18 protein-coding genes are annotated in these 17,490 nt (G+C 58.2%); 5 read left to right on the plus strand and 13 right to left on the minus strand.

Annotated features, from left to right (window positions below; translation table 11 throughout):
* Window positions 1–45: 45 nt before the first annotated feature.
* The 7 genes from ruvB to KRR23_RS08030 form a co-directional block, all read right to left on the minus strand.
* A complete protein-coding gene (gene ruvB / locus KRR23_RS08000) occupies window positions 46–1,107 on the minus strand; it encodes a Holliday junction branch migration DNA helicase RuvB (RefSeq protein WP_123584222.1) in 1,062 nt (353 codons plus the stop codon).
* A complete protein-coding gene (gene ruvA, locus KRR23_RS08005; RefSeq protein ID WP_054593714.1) occupies window positions 1,108–1,716 on the minus strand; it encodes a Holliday junction branch migration protein RuvA in 609 nt (202 codons plus the stop codon). It abuts the gene before it with no gap.
* A 118-nt stretch (window positions 1,717–1,834) separates the two neighbouring features.
* The gene (ruvC, locus tag KRR23_RS08010) at window positions 1,835–2,359 is read right to left on the minus strand and encodes a crossover junction endodeoxyribonuclease RuvC (protein WP_019693260.1); all 525 of its coding nucleotides are present in this window, start codon (window positions 2,357–2,359) and stop codon (window positions 1,835–1,837) included.
* 203 nt (window positions 2,360–2,562) lie between these two features.
* Window positions 2,563–3,324: a YebC/PmpR family DNA-binding transcriptional regulator gene (locus KRR23_RS08015; protein WP_123584221.1), complete on the minus strand. Its 762-nt coding sequence runs from the start codon at window positions 3,322–3,324 to the stop codon at window positions 2,563–2,565.
* A gap of 129 nt (window positions 3,325–3,453) precedes the next feature.
* Window positions 3,454–5,229: an aspartate--tRNA ligase gene (gene aspS / locus KRR23_RS08020; RefSeq protein ID WP_054593716.1), complete on the minus strand. Its 1,776-nt coding sequence runs from the start codon at window positions 5,227–5,229 to the stop codon at window positions 3,454–3,456.
* 108 nt (window positions 5,230–5,337) lie between these two features.
* Window positions 5,338–5,559: an FmdB family zinc ribbon protein gene (locus KRR23_RS08025; protein WP_010457489.1), complete on the minus strand. Its 222-nt coding sequence runs from the start codon at window positions 5,557–5,559 to the stop codon at window positions 5,338–5,340.
* Between the two features lie 180 nt (window positions 5,560–5,739).
* Complete coding sequence (locus tag KRR23_RS08030) at window positions 5,740–6,087, minus strand: ribbon-helix-helix domain-containing protein (protein ID WP_253911963.1); 348 nt, start codon at window positions 6,085–6,087, stop codon at window positions 5,740–5,742.
* 657 nt (window positions 6,088–6,744) lie between these two features.
* Between KRR23_RS08030 and KRR23_RS29295 the strand changes: the two genes are divergently transcribed.
* Entirely contained in the window at window positions 6,745–7,347 is a 603-nt protein-coding gene (locus tag KRR23_RS29295; protein ID WP_054593717.1) for a cold-shock protein, read from the plus strand.
* 85 nt (window positions 7,348–7,432) lie between these two features.
* On the opposite strand, the gene KRR23_RS08040 is transcribed toward KRR23_RS29295, so the two are convergent.
* Entirely contained in the window at window positions 7,433–7,639 is a 207-nt protein-coding gene (locus KRR23_RS08040; protein WP_216742047.1) for a SlyX family protein, read from the minus strand.
* Window positions 7,640–7,642: 3 nt separating this feature from the next.
* A complete protein-coding gene (locus KRR23_RS08045; RefSeq protein WP_024264886.1) occupies window positions 7,643–8,068 on the minus strand; it encodes an HIT domain-containing protein in 426 nt (141 codons plus the stop codon).
* Window positions 8,069–8,990: 922 nt separating this feature from the next.
* Between KRR23_RS08045 and KRR23_RS08050 the strand changes: the two genes are divergently transcribed.
* Window positions 8,991–10,343 (plus strand): OprD family porin, encoded by a 1,353-nt coding sequence (locus tag KRR23_RS08050; protein ID WP_216742048.1) that lies wholly within the window; start codon window positions 8,991–8,993, stop codon window positions 10,341–10,343.
* A gap of 243 nt (window positions 10,344–10,586) precedes the next feature.
* Here the strand turns inward: KRR23_RS08050 and KRR23_RS08055 are convergent, their stop codons facing one another.
* On the minus strand, window positions 10,587–11,423 hold the full coding sequence (locus tag KRR23_RS08055; protein WP_216742049.1) for a mechanosensitive ion channel family protein: 837 nt from the start codon (window positions 11,421–11,423) through the stop codon (window positions 10,587–10,589).
* Window positions 11,424–11,562: 139 nt separating this feature from the next.
* Window positions 11,563–12,048, minus strand: a complete 486-nt coding sequence (locus KRR23_RS08060; protein WP_019693270.1) for a YajQ family cyclic di-GMP-binding protein — start codon at window positions 12,046–12,048, stop codon at window positions 11,563–11,565.
* Between the two features lie 143 nt (window positions 12,049–12,191).
* Here KRR23_RS08060 and KRR23_RS08065 point away from each other — a divergent pair, with 143 nt between their 5' ends.
* The 3 genes from KRR23_RS08065 to KRR23_RS08075 are packed head-to-tail and all read left to right on the plus strand — an operon-like array spanning window position 12,192 to window position 15,778.
* Window positions 12,192–13,109, plus strand: coding sequence for a putative 2-dehydropantoate 2-reductase (locus KRR23_RS08065; RefSeq protein WP_216742050.1), 918 nt, complete (start codon window positions 12,192–12,194; stop codon window positions 13,107–13,109).
* A 45-nt stretch (window positions 13,110–13,154) separates the two neighbouring features.
* Window positions 13,155–15,194: a HAMP domain-containing sensor histidine kinase gene (locus tag KRR23_RS08070; RefSeq protein WP_216742051.1), complete on the plus strand. Its 2,040-nt coding sequence runs from the start codon at window positions 13,155–13,157 to the stop codon at window positions 15,192–15,194.
* Between the two features lie 2 nt (window positions 15,195–15,196).
* Window positions 15,197–15,778, plus strand: a complete 582-nt coding sequence (locus KRR23_RS08075) for a cob(I)yrinic acid a,c-diamide adenosyltransferase (protein WP_216742052.1) — start codon at window positions 15,197–15,199, stop codon at window positions 15,776–15,778.
* Between the two features lie 136 nt (window positions 15,779–15,914).
* Here the strand turns inward: KRR23_RS08075 and KRR23_RS08080 are convergent, their stop codons facing one another.
* Together KRR23_RS08080 and KRR23_RS08085 are read right to left on the minus strand one after the other, a co-directional pair.
* Window positions 15,915–16,859 carry a Nudix family hydrolase gene (locus KRR23_RS08080; RefSeq protein WP_216742053.1) on the minus strand — a complete coding sequence of 315 codons (945 nt, stop codon included), beginning with the start codon at window positions 16,857–16,859 and terminating at the stop codon, window positions 15,915–15,917.
* Complete coding sequence (locus KRR23_RS08085) at window positions 16,856–17,488, minus strand: glutathione S-transferase family protein (protein WP_216742054.1); 633 nt, start codon at window positions 17,486–17,488, stop codon at window positions 16,856–16,858. The genes KRR23_RS08080 and KRR23_RS08085 overlap by 4 nt, the downstream gene beginning before the upstream one ends.
* Window positions 17,489–17,490: the final 2 nt, after the last annotated feature.

The following is a 17,490-nucleotide window of genomic DNA, read 5'->3' on the forward strand; positions in this document are numbered from 1 at the left end:
CCCTAGGACCGCACAAAGCCGAAATAAATCGGCACGCAGAGGTCGTCATTCGTCTACTGCATCAAGAAACTCGTCTACCACAGGCATTTCACCCAACCGAGACGGGATATTCAAACCGAAATGCAAGTACGCATGCCGGGTTACGACCCGACCACGCGGGGTCCGCATGATATAGCCCTGCTGAATCAGATAGGGCTCCAGCACGTCCTCGATGGTGTGCCGCTCTTCGCTGATCGCCGCCGCGAGGCTGTCCACCCCGACCGGGCCGCCATCGAACTTCTCGATCATGGTCAGCAGCAGACGCCGGTCCTGGTGATCGAAGCCACGCTCATCGACGTCCAGCAGGTTCAGCGCCAGATCAGCAATCGGTTTAGTGATATGCCCCTTCGCCCGGACTTCGGCAAAATCGCGCACCCGGCGCAACAAGCGGTTGGCGATACGCGGCGTGCCACGGGCCCGACGCGCGATTTCAAAGGCGCCCTCCGGGTCCAGCGGCAAGCCGAGGATGTTCGCCGAGCGACTGACGATGGTCGCCAGATCCGCGGTGTTATAGAACTCCAGGCGCTGAACGATACCGAAACGGTCACGCAACGGATTGGTCAGCATCCCGGCGCGGGTGGTGGCGCCGACCAGGGTGAACGGTGGCAGGTCGAGCTTGATCGAACGCGCCGCCGGCCCTTCACCGATCATGATGTCAAGCTGGAAGTCTTCCATGGCCGGGTACAGCACTTCTTCGACAATCGGCGACAGCCGATGAATCTCGTCGATGAACAGCACATCATGCGGCTCGAGGTTGGTCAGCAACGCCGCCAGATCCCCCGGACGCTCAAGGACCGGCCCCGAGGTGCTTTTGATCGACACGCCCATTTCCTGGGCAATGATGTTGGCCAAGGTGGTTTTACCCAGCCCCGGCGGACCGAAGATCAGCGTGTGATCGAGGGACTCGTTGCGCCCGCGGGCAGCCTGGATGAACAACTCCATCTGCTCGCGAACGGTCGGTTGGCCGATGTATTCGGCCAGGCTGACGGGACGAATCGCGCGGTCCTGGACTTCTTCGCGGTCACGGGGGCCACCCGTGGCGGCGATCAGACGATCAGCTTCAATCACTTAAATCATTCCCTTCAGGGCGCGACGAATCAGGTCTTCACTGCTCAAGCCTTTCTCCTTGATGGCAGAAATCGCCTTGCTGGCCTCCTGCGGCTTGTAGCCCAGGGAAATCAGCGCACTCACCGCGTCATTTTCGGCGGTGGCCACTGGTATTGGCGCATCCGGCTGATTCGGCACCAAGGCGAACATGCTTGGCACGGTTTCCCAGGCCTTGAAACGATCCTTGAGTTCCACCAGCAAACGCTCGGCGGTCTTCTTGCCGACGCCCGGCACCTTGGTCAACGCCGATGTGTCCTGCGCCTGCACGCAGCGCACCAGCTCATCGACTTCAAGGCTCGACATCAAGGCCAGCGCCAACTTGGGGCCCACGCCATTGAGGCGGATCAGTTCACGGAAAAAATCGCGCTCACGCTTGCCAATGAAACCGTAGAGCAACTGGGCATCTTCACGCACGACCAAATGGGTGTGCAAGGTGATCGGCTCTCCGACCGACGGCAGTCGATAAAGCGTGGTCATCGGCACTTCCAGCTCATAGCCCAGACCATTTACATCCAGAATCAGGTGCGGCGGCTGTTTCTCAGCCAAGGTGCCGCGCAAACGTCCAATCACGTTTCAAATCCTTAAGCGTTGGCCAGATCTGGCTGACGAGTACCAAAGTGAGCGTGGCGGCCGACAAAACAGGCGCAAAACGCTCAACGGATAAAATGAATGGGCTGATGCTATCAGATCAGAGGCGAAGGCGACCGCCACGACTGCGAGCCGTCCCCAGACCATGAGGTAACAGGCTGGAACGGGTGTGAGCATGACAAATGGCGATTGCCAGGGCATCCGAGGCATCGATTTGCGGTTTGCTGGTCAGTTTCAGCATGTGCATGACCATCATCTGCACCTGCTCTTTATTCGCCGCGCCCGTCCCGGTCACCGCCTGCTTGACCTGGGTTGCGGTGTATTCGGCAATTTCGAGGTTTTCTTCGGCGCCGGCAACGATGGCCGCGCCACGAGCCTGGCCCAGCTTCAGGGCCGAATCGGCGTTACGGGCCATAAAGACCTTTTCGATCCCCATGGTGACCGGGCCGTAGGTCTGGATAACTTCACGCACACCGCGGTAAACAATTTGCAGCCGCTCATGCAACTCGCCGCTGCCGGTACGAATGCAACCCGAGGCGACATACACGCAGCCACGGCCGGTATCGCGTACCACGCCGTAACCGGTAATACGCGAACCGGGGTCGATACCAAGAATTAAAGTCATAACGCCTGCGGGTTTAGAGAGTGAGGCCAGCACAGAGCAGGCTGTGCCGGGTGCACATTTTGCAGCCCTGCCGAAAACCCTGTGGGAGCCGGGCTTGCCCGCGATAGAGGTAGAACATTCAACATCAATGTCGAGCCTGCCGACGTCATCGCGGGCATCGGAACGCCGCCCGGCCCGCTCCCACACTAGATCTGCGTCGCGCTTCAGCCCAGCTGCGCGGCCACCGACTCTGGAATATCCGCATTGGAATAAACGTTCTGCACGTCATCCAGGTCTTCGAGCATGTCGATCAGCTTGAGGATCTTCTCGGCGCCTTCCAGGTCCAGTTCGGCACTGGTGGTCGGCAGCATGACGATTTCCGCGTCGTGACCTTTGAAGCCGGCAGCTTCCAGGGCGTTACGAACCGAGTAGAAGCCGGCGAACGAAGTGAACACGTCAATCGAGCCGTCTTCGTGGGTGACCACGTCATCGGCGTCAGCTTCCATGGCCGCTTCCATGAGCGCATCTTCGTCGATGCCTTCTTTATCAGTGGCAGGCCCGAAGGAAATCTGCCCCTTGCGCTCGAACAGGTAGGCCACCGAACCGTCGGTCCCCAGGTTGCCGCCACATTTGCTGAAGGCGTGACGGACAGCCGCTGCGGTGCGGTTGCGGTTGTCAGTCATGCACTCGACCATCACCGCTACGCCGCCCGGACCGTAACCTTCGTAGCTCAGCTCGACCATGTCGTCGGTGTCGGCAGCGCCAGCACCACGAGCCACCGCGCGATCGATGATGTCACGGCTCATGTTCGCGCCAAGGGCTTTGTCCAGCGCCAGACGCAAACGCGGGTTGGAGCCCGGATCACCGCCACCCTGACGGGCCGCGACAGTCAGTTCACGAATCCACTTGGTGAAAATCTTGCCCTTCTTGGCATCCTGACGTTCTTTGCGGTGCTTGATGTTCGCCCACTTGGAATGACCCGCCATAACTCGCTCCGAATTCTCTTTAAAACAATTCTCTATAAAACAATGCCCGCACGCCCATGAAGGCGAGCGGGCAACACAATCTGGATCTGACACCCTGGCGCATCGCTTGATGTGCCAGGGTGCTCGGTCTTACTCAGCCTTAGGCTGTTCGCGCAGGCGAATGTGCAGCTCGCGCAGCGCCTTGGCGTCGACCAGGCCAGGAGCCTGAGTCATGACGCAGGCAGCGCTCTGGGTTTTCGGGAAGGCAATCACTTCACGGATCGACTGGGCGCCGGTCATCAGCATCACCAGACGGTCGAGGCCGAAAGCCAGGCCACCGTGCGGCGGCGCGCCGTATTTCAGGGCATCGAGCAGGAAGCCGAATTTCTCTTCCTGTTCCGCTTCGCTGATACCCAGCAGGCGGAAGACCGATTGCTGCATTTCCTTGCGGTGGATACGGATCGAACCGCCACCCAGCTCGGTGCCGTTCAACACCATGTCGTAGGCGCGGGACAGAGCGGTCGCCGGGTTGGCTTCGAGCTCTTCCGGTGTGCACTTCGGTGCGGTGAACGGGTGGTGCAAGGCAGTGAAGCTGCCGTCGTCGTTCTCTTCGAACATCGGGAAGTCGACAACCCACATCGGTGCCCACTCGCAGGTCAGCAGGTTCAGGTCGTGACCGACCTTGATCCGCAGTGCGCCCAGCGCTTCGCTGACGATCTTGGCCTTGTCGGCACCGAAGAACACGATGTCGCCATCAACCGCGCCAACGCGATCGAGGATCACATTGAGGTTGGCTTCAGGGATATTTTTGACAATAGGCGATTGCAGCCCCTCGACGCCCTTCGCGCGCTCGTTGACCTTGATGTACGCCAGGCCCTTGGCACCGTAGATGCCGACGAACTTGGTGTAGTCGTCGATCTTGCTGCGCGGCATGCTCGCCCCGCCTGGAACGCGCAGAGCGGCGATACGGCTTTTCGGGTCGTTGGCCGGGCCACTGAAGACCTTGAAATCAACTTCCTTGAGTTGGTCGGCAACGTCAACCAGTTCCAGCGGGTTACGCAGGTCCGGCTTGTCGGAACCGTAACGACGCATGGCCTCGTCCCAGGTCATGTGCGGGAATTCACCGAATTCCAGACCCAGCACTTCCTTGAACAGGTTGCGGATCATGCCTTCGGTCAGGCCCATGATCTCGGCTTCGTTGAGGAAGCTGGTCTCGATGTCGATCTGGGTGAATTCCGGCTGACGGTCGGCACGCAGGTCTTCGTCGCGGAAGCATTTGGCGATCTGGTAGTAACGATCGAAGCCGGCGACCATCAGCAGTTGCTTGAACAGCTGCGGCGATTGCGGCAAGGCGAAGAAGCTACCTGCGTGAGTGCGGCTCGGCACCAGATAGTCACGTGCGCCCTCTGGGGTTGCACGAGTCAGGATCGGCGTCTCGACGTCGAGGAAGCCATTCTCGTCCAGGTAGCGACGGATGCTGGTGGTCATGCGCGAACGCAGACGCAGCTTCTCGAGCATTTCCGGACGACGCAGGTCGATAAAGCGATAACGCAGGCGGGTTTCTTCGCCAACGTCGGAGAATTCGTTGAGCGGGAACGGCGGGGTTTCCGCTTCGTTCAATACTTCCAGCTCGTAGCCCAGCACTTCGATCATGCCCGAAGCCATGTTGGCATTACCGGCACCGGCTGGACGCAGGCGCACCTTACCGGTGATCTTGACCACGTATTCACTGCGCACACGGTCGGCGGCGGCGAAGGTTTCGGCGCGATCCGGATCGAACACCACCTGGGCCAGACCTTCACGATCACGGATATCGAGGAAGATCACCCCGCCGTGGTCACGACGACGGTGGACCCATCCGCAAAGGGTAACTTCCTGACCTTCCAGGCTTTCGTTCAGTTGGCCGCAATAATGGCTGCGCATCATGGTAGTGGTTTCACTTCTCGTAATTCGAAATTCGTTTGGAGGCCTTGCCGCACCACCGCACTTCAATAAGGTGCCTGATGATGCAAGAGCTCACGCGTGTCGTTCAACTTAGTCAGCTTTGTCGCCGCCGGCCAGATTCTTCTTCGAACCGGTTTTGAAATCGGTCTCGTACCAGCCGGTGCCGCTGAGGCGGAAGCCTGGCATGGACAGCATCTTTTTCAATTCGGGTGCCTGGCAGGCAGGGCAGTCGACCAACGGTGCTGCGCTGATCTTCTGAATGGCTTCCAACTGATGACCACAGGAAGCACATTGATAGTCGTACATCGGCATGGGGTTGTCTCGGCAATCAGATTATTACCGCGCAAACGTCGGGTTTCGCGGCAAAGGGCGGGATTATATCCATTAAATCGAGCCTGTGCAGCCGTAACACTGCACAGGCGTATGCTCACCCGGATCCGCCGACGACACGACACCTGACCACGCGGGCCGTCCCCATCACGTAGCCGCACGTCATTCAACGCTACAGGAGTCCCCATTCAAACTGTGTACAACGCACACCACCCGGACCAGCCCGCTGAAATTCTTTACCCCGCCATGACGCAGGTGCACCTCTCTATCAACGTAGGAAAGCAAAGCGCTCACCGAGCAACAGTTGATTTTCGCCATCCTGGCCAAAATATCCCAATAGACCTGCTCAAGGCGCAAACAGGTGGCAAATCCATTCAAACGGACCGATCTGGACAGTGGGCGCGCCAGCCCCATATCAAACTCCCGAACAAAAGGATCTCTCTTCCCCTCCTGCCTTACATCTTGAAACCGAGCGACTTCGATTGTCCCTTGCCCTATTCCTTGACTCATACCGTTGACACTCCTTTGTCATACTTGCTTTCAACGAGAGCAACCCTCTGTTTCCTTATAGAAACGCAGGCGGATAGTTATATCCAGATGACTTTATGACCATCAACGTAGGACAAGCCAACAACCTTAGGGAGACCATTAACACGGTCCTACATCTGTCTATAAAGCAGAAATTCAGCGCAGGAAAAATCAAAACCGCCGAGCGAAAACAGCCGAAAAAGGCTCAGACGTCGCCCTGTCAGAGAATCATCTCCCACCACGGACAGGGGAAGCACTGACGGCGCCGGGGCACCACCTGACACTCGCTCGACTCTCCCCCCTCTATAGAAGAACGACACCCTGAATCCGCAAACCCAGGGCGTTTTATCTGCCTGCAGCAAGCAAAAAAGCCGATCGAGCTCTCTAGAACAAGCCTTCAGGCAACACCTGCAGACAGTACCGCGCAAACCGCCTCCCTCCCCCGCCGCCGCGCCCTCTGCACTTGATTTGAGAAGGCCTGGGCTTTGCTGTTAAATAGAGGCGTGTCGCTGCCTCTATTTTCCTGGGTGCAGCGCATAGGCTGATACCGGGTACGTGTCCAGCGCCTCCCATTGTTCAGAAGCGAACCGTGCTCAATCAGCTCTTCCTTGTGATCCGTCTTAACGTGAGTCAATCAAAATGTTGAAAATCGTCCACCTGCTAACGGGCGCAGCGGCTTTGCTGCTGTCCTTCATCCCTAGCTTGCGAACCGAAGCCGCACCTTACCTGCAACAACCTGACGCGCTGTACCTGGCGTTCTTCGGCTTGCTCAACCTGACCCTCGCGCCGGTTATTCCTTACTGGAACAAAGGTCCACGTCACCAACTGCAAAATCTGGTCAGTGCCTTGCTGGTGCTTGCCGTTGTTGTGCAAACCCTGACCCTCCTCGCACCGATGCCGGTCATTGGTGGTCAGCCCGCAGTCCTGCTTAGCCTCATCGTCGCCCTGATCGCCGTACTTCTGCACCTGGCCATCAGCTTTTATAAATCCTCTCCTGCTGCCGCTACGCAAAATTACGACATGACCAATCGTGATACCGGCACCGTCAAATGGTTCAACACCTCCAAAGGCTTCGGTTTCATTTCTCGCGATTCCGGAGACGATATTTTTGTGCACTTCCGTGCAATCCGTGGTGAAGGTCACCGCGTCCTGGTCGAAGGCCAGCGCGTGGAGTTTTCTGTCATGAACCGTGACAAGGGCCTGCAAGCTGAAGATGTGATCGCCGCTTTGCCGCGCCGCTGATTTCAGTACCGCAAAAAAAACCGCGATGCAGCCAAAGCGCATCGCGGTTTTTTATTGCCTGTCGAATCGTTGCCGCAACCAGTACTCAGTAATGTGGCGGCGGAGCTTCTTCTTCGAAAGACTCGAACTGCCCGACCATCTCTTCCTGGCGCTTGAGTAACGCGGCCATTTGCAACTGCAAGCGTTCGACCACTCGCTGCTGCGTCACCAGCACATCATTCATCGCTTCAATAGTGTCATCCTGAAATGCCAGACGACTTTCAAGATCGGTAACGCGTTCTTCCAGGCTCATGGTTCAGCCCTCCAGAAACGTGAAGTCATCGGTCAAGACCAAACGCAGCCGTTCGCGAATTACTGCCACTTCTTCGGCACTGTAAGGCTTGGCCGGGTGTTTGCCCCAAACCGGGGCTGGCCAGGCAGCATCATTGCGCTTACGCACAATGACATGCATGTGTAGCTGACTGACAACATTACCCAGGGTCGCGACATTCAACTTGTCGGCATCGAACGAATCCTTGAGCGTTTCGGCCAACTCGGTTGTTTCCCGCCACAACTGCTGCTGGTCGGCGACATCCAGTTGAAACAACTCGCTGATATCCTCACGACGCGGCACCAGGATAAACCAGGGGTAATTCGAATCATTGGACAGCAACAACCGACTTAGTGGGAAATCCCCAATCGGCAGGGTGTCTTGTTCAAGTCGTGGATCTAAGGCGAACACCGCGCGCACTCCCGCACTTTGCATGAGACTCAGTTTAGCGCCCAGCCCGAAGGCTAATCGCCCGTATATAACAGCAGCATACCCGCGAACGCCGCACGGATCACTGCGAAAAAAGGGCACACAGCCCCGAGCCGGACGACCCGGTACAAACGCTCAACGCATGAGCGCCCCGGTACTGAACATTTTCATTCTCGACGCACCACCTCAGCACCAGACCTCGGCGCTTCGTCAAAAAATCAACGACCTATCAGCGGATGTAGATCTGCATTCGAGGTCTTCGTTGTACGAATTTCGTACAGCATTGAAAATTTTTTGCACCAAATCTGCACACTGCGTCTACGCTGAAAACGTCGAGCATCCGCCGTCTACTCACCCGCGAGGGTGGAGCAGTAACATTTGTGTGCTAATACCCATGCTCTTTGATGGTGCAACACTAGAAGAACCGCGGCGTCAAGCTCAAACAGATCGGCCTTGAAAGCCCCGGTTTCATGAGGCTTTAGTCATTAAGACAGGTTTTTTTGAAAAACCCGGCAACAAAAAGCCGATTTGTGCACGCTTGTTGCATTCATACACACATCGCCTGTAAGGCATCCGCTGGAAGTCGGAACCTTAAGGCTCATAACAATAGCGGCATGGCTGCCCAGGGAGCTTCAAGTGCAGGACAGGGATTTCTTTTTCTGATACTGAAGCCTTGGAAAACAACGCTGAAGTTGTCAGTCCGAAGGCAAAAAAATTGTGAAATTACGACCTCTACAGCGCATTTTGCGACAGGGCCGTAAAGAAGCTGAAAGGTTAGATACGCAAGTATCGCCAACATTGTCGGCGTGATATAAGTTTGCGCCGACACAAAAAGAAAGAGCCGCCCAGATAATAAATCAGGTGGGACGGCAGTACTCTTCTAAAACCAAAGGAGCAAATCACGATGCGCGTGATGAAGTGGAGCATGATCGCCCTGGCTGTTACTGCAGCTACCGGCACCCAAGTCGCTATGGCCGAACCGTTTGTAACCGACCAGGCTGACGCAAAAGGTTTCGTTGAAGGTGCCTCGGCTGGCGTAGTTCTGAAGAACTACTACTTCAACCGCGACAAGATTGACGGAAAACACGACGACCAGATCGACTGGACCCAAGGCGTACTGGGCAAATTCAGCTCTGGTTATACCCAGGGTACTGTTGGTGTTCGTGTTGAAGGCTTCGGCGATGCCGGCTTCCGTCTGGACGGTTCCGACGGGCATTCGGGCACGGGTAACATGAGCGTCGGCCAGGACAACAACGGTAATAAACAAGTCAACGACAGCATGGGTAAAGCGGGCGCGGCAGTCGCTGTTCGCATCTCCAAAACCGAGCTGAAATTTGGTGACCAGTCGCCTAGCACCGCTCCAGTATTCGCCGTTGGCGGCAGCCGTCTGTTCCAACAGACCGCTCGCGGTTTCCAACTGCAGAGCAGCGAGATCAAAGACCTCGACCTGGAAGCCGGTCACTTCTACGCTGGCAGCAGCCAGGATAAGACCTCAATGCAGGGCAACCTGTGGACCCAGTACGGGAACACGCAGGTTGAGAGCGCCGATTACGTAGGCGGTAAATACGGCATCACTGAGAACCTGAGCGTTTCCCTCTACGGCGCCAAGTTCAAAGATACCTGGAACCAGTACTACACCAACGCGAACTACACCCTTCCGTTGGCAACTGACCAGTCCTTGAACTTCGACTTCAACCTGTATCAGACAAACGATACCGGTGCAGCGAAAGCAGGCAAAATCGATAACACCGCCTTCTCGCTCGCAGCTGCCTACTCCTTCCTGAAGGCGCACACCGTTACTCTGGCCTTCCAGAAAGTCCGCGGTGATGAACCGTTCGACTACGTCGGTGTAGGTGACAACAACCGCGGCGGCGACTCGATCTTCCTGGCCAACTCCGTTCAGTACTCTGACTTCAACGGTCCTGGCGAGAAATCCTACCAGGTACGTTATGACCTGAAGATGGCTGAGTACGGCGTACCAGGCCTGAGCTTCATGGCCCGTTATGTACATGGTTCGGGCATCGACGGTACCAACCAGAACAGCATCTATGCTAACAGCGCTAATAACAATGCGTTCGGCGCAGATGGCAAGCACTTCGAAACCAACCTGGAAGCCAAGTACGTAGTTCAGGCCGGTCCTCTGAAAGACCTGTCCTTCCGTGCACGCCAGGCTTGGCACCGCACCAATAACGACGGTGGCGATATCAACGTCAACGAGTTCCGTCTGATCACCGAGTACCCAATCAACATCCTGTAATCGCTACGGCTACAGTTGTTCGATTGATATAAAAAAGGCCCATCACTGATGGGCCTTTTTTTGTGCCTGCTTTATGGCAATACGAAATCAACCTTAATAAGTAGCCAGCTAATAATAAGCCCGCACTCTATTCCGCTTTCAGAACAACAAAACTGCAGACTGTAAAAACACTCAAGGGGCTTATCGCCCCTTGAGTTCGTTACCGATACTTGACCAAAAGGCCAAACAACAAACCGGCATTGGTTACGCCGTTTCCTGAACCATACGGATAACTCGTTGCGGGTACGGAATATCTATCTCTGCCGCCTTCAAACGATCGCGGGCGTGTTCATTGAACTTGAACAACACATCCCAGTAGTCCGCCGTTTTCACCCAAACACGCAGGGAAACCGTAATCGAGCTATCGCCCAGGGTCGACACTACCGCTACCGGCGCAGGATCGGCCAACACGCGCTCATCCTTGGCCAACTCCAGCAGCACCTCACGCGCCTTCTGCAAATCGGCGTCGTAATTCACGGCGATGTCAAACACCACTTTACGGGTCTGTTGACGGTTGTGGTTGGTGATTATGCCGTTCGACAGATTACCGTTAGGCACGATGACGGTTTTGTTGTCACCGGTGCGCAGCAGGGTATGGAAGATCTGAATGCTGTCGACCGTGCCGGTAATCCCCTGTGCTTCGATCACGTCACCGATACGGAACGGACGGAACAAAAGAATCAACACCCCGCCAGCGAAGTTCGCCAGGCTGCCTTGCAACGCCAGACCGATCGCCAGGCCCGCAGCACCGATAGCCGCGACAAACGAGGTGGTCTCAACACCGATCATCGATGCGACGCTGACCATCAGCAACACTTTGAGGATGATGTTCGCCAGGCTGCTCATAAACCCCTGCAACGCCAGATCGGCGTTGCGCAGGGCCAGCAGCTTGCCAACCTTGTGGGTCAGCTTGTTGATCAGCCACCAGCCAATGGCCAGGGTAACGGCGGCCAGCAGCACACGGCTGCCGTATTCCATGATCATCGGGATCCAGGCCTGGGAAGCCTTGACCAGGTTGTCCACTTCAGCATTTATGTCCATCTATCTCTCCTGATTCCCGGCTACCCGGCACGTAAAAACTGCACGGCAGAAAGACCGAGCCAGTGAAGATGGCTCAATCGTTTCCGCCGTTACATGGGCCTCGGACGTCATTAACGCCCGGAGGTTCCCTGAAGACTGATCAGTCGCGGAAGTTGTTGAACTGCAGCGGCATGCCAAATTCCTTGGCGCGCAGTGCCGCAATGGCTTCCTGCAGGTCGTCACGCTTCTTGCCGGTGATCCGTACCTGCTCGCCCTGGATGGCGGCCTGGACCTTGAGCTTGGCGTCTTTGACGTGAGCAACGATCTTCTTCGCCAGCTCCTTGTCGATGCCTTCCTTGAGCACGGCATCCTGCTTCATCAGCTTGCCGGAAGCATAGGCGTCTTTTACCTCAAGGCACTGCACATCGATCTTGCGCTTGACCAGTGCCAGCTTGAGGATCTCGATCATCGCTTCCAGCTGGAAGTCGGCCTCGGCAGTCAGGTTGACAGTCAGGTCCTTTTCCTTGAACTCAAAGCTGCCCTTGCCTTTCAAATCATAACGACGGTCGAGTTCCTTGACGGCGTTCTCGACCGCGTTGGTGAGTTCGTGTTTGTCCAGTTCGGATACCACGTCGAACGACGGCATGTAATCTCTCCAATAAAAAAGGGCGCGCTCAATAGCGATGGAGCACGCCTGGCTTGCGGTTAAAATCCGCGCTGATTATAACGGGTCTTTACCTTCCTACGCTGCGAGCCTCACATGCGTCTGCCAATCCGAGCAAAAAACTGATGTCGACCACCTGGCACGTCCTTGGCGCCGGCAGTCTGGGCACCCTGTGGGCCACGCGCCTGGCACGGGCTGGCCTGCCGGTGAAACTGATTCTGCGCGACACGGCGCGCTTGCAGGCCTATCAGGCCGCCGGCGGGCTGACCTTGGTCGAACAGGGCGAAGCGCGGCAGTATGCGATCCCCGGCGAAACTGTCAGCAGCGCGGGGCCGATAGACCGCTTGCTGGTGGCCTGCAAAGCCTACGACGCCGAAAGTGCGGTCGCGCAACTGGCAGCGCGTCTTGCACCCAACGCCGAGCTGATTCTGTTGCAGAACGGCCTCGGCAGTCAGGACGCCGTCGCCGCACGTGTCCCGCAGGCACGCTGCATCTTTGCCTCAAGCACCGAAGGCGCGTTTCGCGATGACGACTGGCGCGTGGTGTTTGCCGGTCATGGGTACACCTGGCTCGGCGATGCCAGCCACCCTACCCCGCCGATCTGGCTGGATGACCTGAGCGCCGCCGGCATCCCCCACGAATGGAGCACAGACATCCTGACCCGTTTGTGGCGCAAACTGGCGCTCAATTGCGCGATCAATCCCCTGACAGTCCTGCATGATTGCCGCAACGGTGGCTTGCAGCACCACCATTGCGAAGTCGCTACCCTCTGTGCCGAACTGAGCGAGTTGCTGGAGCATTGCGGTCAGCCCGCCGCCGCAGACAACCTGCAGCAGGAAGTCGAGCGAGTGATTCAAGCGACAGCCGCCAACTACTCGTCGATGTACCAGGACGTTGCCAATCAACGCCGAACCGAGATCAGCTATCTGCTGGGGCATGCCTGCACTGCTGCGTCGAGACACCAACTGGTGCTGCCGCACCTCAATCAATTGCAGCAGCGGCTGATTACGCACCTGCACGCACGCGGATTGCCCAGCGACTGAGCAACGGCTACGCTGCCTTCCTGTTCCTTTTTAGCGACGACCTCGATGCCATTGCGCCAGCGCCTTGAAAACCTGCCGGTCGGCCAGAAACTGCTGGCCGCCCTGTTGGTGCTGTTGACCACCGTGTTGCTGGTGGCCAACCTGACCTTTATCAGCGCCGCCTATTGGATCTCCCAGGAAAGCATGGCCCCGCAGGCCTTGCAGACCATCGGCCGACTGGTGGCCAACCCGTCCATCGCCGCCCAGGCGCTCAACTCGCCAGAAGAAGCCCAAAGGCTGCTCAACGAACTCAACAGCTATTCACCGCTCAAAACGGCGGCACTGTATGACGGCAAAGGCCTGCGCCTGGCCCAGGTGCAGCACGGCGAAAAACTCAAGTTGCCCGAGCACTATCGGAATATCGAAGCCTGGCAGGCCACCGAATTTCGCAGCAATCAGCTGATCACCCTGTTGCGCCCGGGCGAGGAGCCGGGCCATCTGCTGCTGGTGGCCAGCAGTGAATTGCCGATGGCTTTCTACACCGGCACCCTGACCGCCAGCCTCGGGATTCTGATTTTCAGCGTGCTGCTGTGGCTGGTGATTGCCCGGCAGATCAAACGCCTGATTACCCGGCCGATCCATGAGCTCGAAGAATTGTCCCGCCAGGTTACCCGCGAAGAAAACTACGCCTTGCGTGCCTCTCGCGGTAACCACGACGAAATCGGCAGCCTCGCCGAAGCCTTCAATACCATGCTCTCGCGCATCGAAGCCCGTGAGCAGCAACTCAAACGCGCGCGGGACGACTCCCAGGCTGCCTACGACCAGGCCCAGGGCCTGGCCGAAGAAACCCGTCATACCAACCGCAAGCTGGAGCTGGAAGTTCAGGTGCGGAGCAAGATCGAGAAGAAACTCACCGGTTTTCAGAACTACCTCAACAGCATCATCGACTCGATGCCTTCGGCGCTGATCGCCCTCGATGAACAGCTCTACGTGACGCAATGGAACCAGGAAGCCAGCGCACTTTCCGGCACGCGTCTGGACGAAGCGCTGAACCAGCCGATTTTCCTCGCCTTTGAACCGCTGAAACCGTTCCTGCCGCAGCTCAAGGAAACCGTCGAGCAACACAGCGTGGTCAAGATCGAGCGCGTCACCTGGGTCAAGGACGACGAACCCAAGCATTACGCGCTGACCTTTTATCCATTGATGGGCGGTGCCGGACGCGGCGTGGTGATCCGCATCGACGACATTACCCAGCGCCTGTCCCTCGAAGAAATGATGGTGCAGTCGGAAAAAATGCTCTCGGTCGGTGGCCTCGCCGCCGGCATGGCCCACGAAATCAACAACCCCCTGGGAGCGATCCTGCATAACGTGCAGAACATTCGCCGGCGCTTGTCGGCCGACCTGCCGAAGAACATCGAAACCGCCGAACAGATCGGCATCGAACTGGACAGCGTCAATCGCTACCTGCAAAGCCGCGAAGTCCCGCAACTGCTCGACGGCATTCAACAGGCCGGCGCCCGAGCCGCGAAGATCGTCACCCACATGCTCAGTTTCAGTCGTCGCAGCAACCGCCAGATGGCCCCGTGCGACCTGCCGGCACTGATCGATCAAGCCGTGGAAATCGCCAGCAACGACTTCGACCTGGCCATCGGCTTCGACTTCAAGGGCCAGGCCATCATTCGTCAGTTCGACCCGCAACTGGGGCCTGTGCCCGGCACCGCCAACGAGCTCGAACAAGTGCTGCTCAACCTGCTGAAAAACGCTGCCCAGGCGATTCACCAGCGCGAAGACGACAGAGAGCCGGGACGGATCATTCTGCGCACCCGACTGAACCCGCCGTGGGCGGAAATCCAGGTCGAAGATAACGGCGTGGGCATGAGCGAGAATGTGCGCAAACGCACCTTCGAGCCGTTCTTCACCACCAAGGAAATCGGCCAGGGTACCGGCCTCGGACTGTCGGTGTCGTACTTCATCATCACCAACAACCACAAGGGTCAGATGGAAGTGCAATCGACCCTCGGCCAAGGCACGTGCTTTACCTTGCGCCTGCCATTGGCGGGCACTACTCCGCTCGCCTCTCACGAACTCAAACAACTGGAGCGCTAAGCATGGGTTTTCGCTTGTCGAAGATTTACACCCGCACCGGCGACAAAGGTGAAACCGGGCTTGGCGACGGTCGCCGCGTGCCGAAGGACCATCCACGGGTCGAGGCCATCGGCGAAGTCGATACGCTGAACAGTCAGCTCGGGGTGCTGTTGGCTGGCTTGGCCGAGCAACGCCACGCTCATCCTGGCCTGGCCGAGGTGATTGAGGTGCTTGAACCGTGTCAGCACCGGTTGTTCGATTTGGGGGGTGAGCTGGCTATGCCGGTGTATCAGGCCTTGAATGCCGCAGAAGTCGAACGCCTGGAAGCGGCGATCGATGTCTGGAACGAAGAGCTGGGACCGCTGGAGAACTTCATTCTGCCCGGCGGTTCAGCCTTGATTGCCCAAGCCCACGTCTGCCGCAGTCTGGCACGCAGCGCCGAGCGACGTTGTCAGCATCTGAACGCGCTGGAGCCATTGGCCGGGGTTGGCCTGGCGTACATCAATCGCTTGTCGGACCTGTTGTTTGTGGCGGCTCGGCTGATTGCCAAGCGCCAGGGGATTGCCGAGATTTTGTGGCAGCCTGCGGCCAAACCCCAAGCTTAGTCAGGAGGATGATCGTTCCCATGCTCTGCGTGGGAATGCCGCCATGGACGCTCCGCGTCCGCCGTTGACGCTGTGACGCAGAGCGTCACGGGATGCATTCCCACGCGGAGCATGGGAACGATCATCAGGTCGGGCGTTACGCTTCAGGCCAAAACGCCCGAATCCCCGCCACGCCCTGCGCGCCCGCCTCCCAGGCTTTTTGCCGTTCGGCAGGCCCCACACCACCGAGCAGGAACACCGGTTTGCTGAACCCTGCAATCAACTGCGAGGCCTGCTCCCAGCCGAGTGGTGACGCATCCGGGTGAGTCTGGGTCGGCTGGACCGGTGACAGGGTGACGAAGTCCACGCCCATCTGCTCGGCCAGGCTCAGTTCTTCAGCGTTGTGACAGGACGCCGCCAACCAGCGCGAGGCGGGTACCGGACGCCCGGCGCTGGCGTATTTGCGCAATTGCGCGGCGGTGAGGTGCCAACCGGCGGCCGGGAAATCTCCCAACCACTCGAACGGCCCCTTGAGCATCAGTTGCGCCTTGCCGGCACACAAACCCACGGCATCCACCGCCAGATCGCGGTATTGCGGGTCATAGCCATTAGGCGCACGCAACTGGATCAGCTTGATCCCGCCAGCGATGGCTTTCTGAATACCGCGCAGCAGGGCCGGCGTTTCCAGGCCTTCCGGGGTAATCAGGTAGTCGCCTGGCAGACGCGCAGCCGCTACGATCGGCTGGTTGGCGGCCGGAAACTCGTAGTCGCGCAGTTCACGCGCCGTCACCCACGCCAGAGGCTGGCCTTCGGCGCCATGAGGTTCGCCGGTAAATGCCGAGACCTCCCAGACATCCAGCAATACCTGCTTGTCCAGATAGTCGTGCTGAACCTTGATCAATGGTCGAGCGGCACTGACCACAATGCCCAACTCTTCCTGCAACTCGCGGGACAACGCGGCTTGCACCGCTTCGCCGTCCTCGACCTTGCCGCCGGGAAACTCCCACAGGCCGCCCTGGTGCTGGGTATCGGCGCGGCGAGCGATGAGGATCTTGCCGCTGGCATCACGGATGACAGCCGCTGCTACATGAACTCGTTTCACCGCGCTATTTCCTCCAGACCGGCTTTCTGCCAGGCCTTGAAGGCTGGCCATTGGTAAATCGCTTCGACATAGGCGGCATCCGCCGCCGGCAACGCGACTTGATAAGTACGCAGGCGTACGGCAATCGGCGCGAAGAAGGCATCCGCCAGACTCACAGCACCGAACAGGAAAGGACCCGGTTCGGTGGCAACCGCGCGGCATTCAGCCCACAACGCCAGCATCCGCTCGATCTCCACCTGCACTTCAGGCGGCATCGGCGACAGCGGCGCATCGTGGCTCAGGTCAAACGGCATGTTGCCACGCATGGCGAAAAAGCCGCTGTGCATCTGCGCGCACGCCGAACGGGCCTGGGCGCGGGCAGCAATGTCCTTCGGCCAGAGGTGGGCGTTCGGGAAACGCTCAACCAGGTACTCGGCGATGGCCAACGAGTCGGCAATGGTCCCGTGTTCGGTTTTCAGCAACGGGACTTTGGCGGTCGGTGAATGCTTGAGCAGGCGTTCACGGGTGTCCGGCTGGTTCAGCTTGATCAGTTCTTCGGTGTAGGTCGCGCCGGCCAGTTCCAGCGCCAAAGCGCCGCGCAGGGACCAGGAGGAATACAGTTTGTCGCCGATGATCAGGTGGTAGCTCATGT

Source organism: Pseudomonas sp. CVAP#3 (assembly GCF_018986375.1).
In the GTDB taxonomy this organism is placed as follows: domain Bacteria; phylum Pseudomonadota; class Gammaproteobacteria; order Pseudomonadales; family Pseudomonadaceae; genus Aquipseudomonas; species Aquipseudomonas helvetica.

Bases quoted from the DNA above. Each gene is read 5' to 3' on its own strand.
- ruvC (WP_019693260.1), bottom strand. From the start codon at position 2,359: ATGACTTTAATTCTTGGTATCGACCCCGGTTCGCGTATTACCGGTTAC.
- KRR23_RS08015 (WP_123584221.1), bottom strand. From the start codon at position 3,324: ATGGCGGGTCATTCCAAGTGGGCGAACATCAAGCACCGCAAAGAACGT.
- aspS (WP_054593716.1), bottom strand. From the start codon at position 5,229: ATGATGCGCAGCCATTATTGCGGCCAACTGAACGAAAGCCTGGAAGGT.
- KRR23_RS08025 (WP_010457489.1), bottom strand. From the start codon at position 5,559: ATGCCGATGTACGACTATCAATGTGCTTCCTGTGGTCATCAGTTGGAA.
- KRR23_RS08030 (WP_253911963.1), bottom strand. From the start codon at position 6,087: ATGAGTCAAGGAATAGGGCAAGGGACAATCGAAGTCGCTCGGTTTCAA.
- KRR23_RS29295 (WP_054593717.1), top strand. From the start codon at position 6,745: ATGTTGAAAATCGTCCACCTGCTAACGGGCGCAGCGGCTTTGCTGCTG.
- KRR23_RS08040 (WP_216742047.1), bottom strand. From the start codon at position 7,639: ATGAGCCTGGAAGAACGCGTTACCGATCTTGAAAGTCGTCTGGCATTT.
- KRR23_RS08050 (WP_216742048.1), top strand. From the start codon at position 8,991: ATGCGCGTGATGAAGTGGAGCATGATCGCCCTGGCTGTTACTGCAGCT.
- KRR23_RS08055 (WP_216742049.1), bottom strand. From the start codon at position 11,423: ATGGACATAAATGCTGAAGTGGACAACCTGGTCAAGGCTTCCCAGGCC.
- KRR23_RS08060 (WP_019693270.1), bottom strand. From the start codon at position 12,048: ATGCCGTCGTTCGACGTGGTATCCGAACTGGACAAACACGAACTCACC.
- KRR23_RS08065 (WP_216742050.1), top strand. From the start codon at position 12,192: ATGTCGACCACCTGGCACGTCCTTGGCGCCGGCAGTCTGGGCACCCTG.
- KRR23_RS08070 (WP_216742051.1), top strand. From the start codon at position 13,155: ATGCCATTGCGCCAGCGCCTTGAAAACCTGCCGGTCGGCCAGAAACTG.
- KRR23_RS08075 (WP_216742052.1), top strand. From the start codon at position 15,197: ATGGGTTTTCGCTTGTCGAAGATTTACACCCGCACCGGCGACAAAGGT.
- KRR23_RS08085 (WP_216742054.1), bottom strand. From the start codon at position 17,488: ATGAGCTACCACCTGATCATCGGCGACAAACTGTATTCCTCCTGGTCC.